Here is a 2,444-nt window from a genome sequence, read left to right as displayed (position 1 = left end):
GCCGATCCGGTGGGTGAGGTTCCCGCCAAGACCGTGAGCCCGGCCGCCGGGCCCGACCGGGACGCGTTGCCCCGGCGGCTGGCCTCGCTGGTCGGGCGGCAGGCGGAGCTGCGCCGGGTACGCGAGGAACTGCGCGACGCCCGGGTGGTGACGCTCACCGGGCCGGGCGGCGTCGGCAAGACCACCCTCGCGCTGGAGGCGGCCCGCCAGGTCGACCTGCCGGTGCACCTGGTCCGGCTGGCCGGGGTCGCTGCCGGTGCCGACCTGGCCGCCGCGGTGGCCGGTCAGCTCGGCCTCGCCATCGCCGGCGCCGACCCGGTGCCGGCCCTGGTGGACCGGCTGGCCACCGGCCCCGCGCTGCTGGTGGTGGACAACTGCGAGCACCTCGTCGACGACGCCGCCGTGCTGGTGGAACGCCTGGTCGAGGCGTGCCCGGCGCTGCGGGTGCTGGCCACCAGCCGGGAGGCGCTGGCCGTACCCGGGGAGACCCAGCTCGCGGTCGCACCGCTCGACGTACCGGAGGAGGGGGCGCCGGCCGACCAGATCGCGCAGGCCGCAGCGGTCCGGCTGTTCCTCGACCGGGCCGGGGCGGTCCGCCCGGGCTTCACCCTGGACGCCGCGACCGCGCCGGTGGTGGCGGACATCTGCCGCCAGCTGGACGGGATGCCGCTGGCCGTGGAGCTGGCCGCCGCCCGGGTCAAGGCGCTCCCCCCGGCCGAGATCGCGGCCCGGCTGCACGACCGGTTCAGCCTGCTCACCGCCGGTACGCGGACCAGCGAGGCGCGGCACCGGACGCTGCGGGCCACCCTGGACTGGAGCCACGACCTGCTGTCGGAGGACGAGCGGCGGCTGCTGCGCCGGCTCGCCGTGTTCCGGGGCGGTTGGGACCTCGCCGCCGCCGAGGAGGTCTGCGGGTTCGACGGCCTCGCCGCCGACCAGGTCCTCGACGTTTTGTTCCGGCTGGTCGACCGGTCGCTGGTGGTGCCCGACCCGGCGGCCGGGCGGTTCCGGCTGCTGGTCACGGTCCGCGAGTACGCCTGGGCCCGGTTGGTGGCGGCCGGCGAGGAGGACGTCACGGTGGACCGGCACCTGGCGCAGGTCACCGCCCTCGCCGAGCGCTACGGCCCGGCGGCCCGGCAGGGCGGCCAGGCGTGGGCCCGGCTGACCGAGGAGCACGACAACGTACGGGCCGCGGTGGACCGCTGCCTGGCCCGCCCGGACCGGGTGGCGGCCGGTTTCCGGCTGGCCGACGCGCTCTTCCCGTACTGGAACTACGGGCTGCGGGACGAGGGGCTCCGGGTGCTCACCGCGCTGCTGGCGACCGGCCCGGTGGATGCGCCCAGCCGGGCCCTGGCGAACCAGCGGATCGGGCTGCTCGGGGTCTACTATCCGACCCCCCGGACCCGGGCCGCCGCCCGGGAGAGCCTGGCGCTCTTCACCGAGCTGGGCGACGCCCGCAACACCGCGATCTCGCGGATGGCGGTGGCCTGGGAGGGCACGTACGACGGTGACCTGGCCGAGTGCCGCGAGCTGGTCGCCCTGGCCCGGGCCGAGCTGGACGACCCGGCCGACCCGTGGTGGGCGGGGATGACCGCCTACCTGGAGGCGCTGCTCGATCTGCGGGCCGGCGAGTTCGACCGGGCGACCGGGCACTGGACCCGCAGCCTGGAGCTGATCGGCCGGTCGGACGACCGGATGCTGATCGGCGGGATCCTGGCCCACCTCGGCCTCAGCCACCGGGAGGCGGGCCGGCCCACCGAGGCGCTCCGCGTGCTGGCCGGCGCGGTGGACCGGGCCCGCCGGGACGACTCCCCGCACGCGCTGGCGTTCAGCCTGGTCCAGCTCGCCCACACCCGGCTCGACGCGGGCGGCCGCGACGGAGTGGCCGAGCTGCTCGCCGAGGCGGTCGAGGTGGCCCGGCGACACGGCAACCCGCGCTGCCGGGCCTGGGCGGCCTGGGGCCGGGCCCGGCTGGCGTACGCGGCCGGCGACCCGGAGGTCGCGTACGACGAGTGCCGGGCGGCGCTCGATCTGTTCGCCGACCGGGAGTTCCCCTGGGCGCGGCGGCGACTGTGGACGTTGACCGCCGACGCGGCGGCGGCCACGGGCCGCTCGGACGAGGCCGACCGGGCGTGCGGGGCCGCCGCCGAGCTGGCCGGGGCCACCCCGGCGAGCTAACCGGAAGCCGGCGTGACCGGCAGGCCGAGCGCGCGCAGCGCCGCCAGGTCCGGCTCGCCACCGACCCGCAGCACCCCGGCGGCGGCGTCGTACTCCAGCGACAGCACCCCCGGCACGTCACTGATCCGACGGCTCAACGCCCGGACGCACCGGCGGCAGATCCCCGCCGGCAGGGCCACCGTGGTCGGCCTCTCCCGCTCCCCCATGCCGGGCAGCCTGCCCGCCGCCGCTGTCCGTCCGCTGTCCGCCGCCCGGCGGCCGGCGGC

The 2,444-nt window shown here is 78.0% G+C and carries 2 protein-coding genes; one reads left to right on the top strand and one right to left on the bottom strand.

Features of this window, described 5'->3' with window-relative positions; genetic code table 11:
• The coding region (locus ACWEVO_RS34980; protein WP_452311689.1) for an ATP-binding protein at positions 1-2,178 on the top strand (2,178 nt) is incomplete at its 5' end.
• Here the strand turns inward: ACWEVO_RS34980 and ACWEVO_RS34975 are convergent.
• The coding region (locus ACWEVO_RS34975) for a heavy-metal-associated domain-containing protein (protein WP_452311688.1) at positions 2,175-2,444 on the bottom strand (270 nt) is incomplete at its 5' end. The two genes, ACWEVO_RS34980 and ACWEVO_RS34975, sit on opposite strands and share 4 nt — an antisense overlap.

It is taken from the genome of Micromonospora sp. NPDC003776 (genome assembly GCF_053605645.1).
This window is presented reverse-complemented; position numbering and strand designations above follow the sequence as displayed.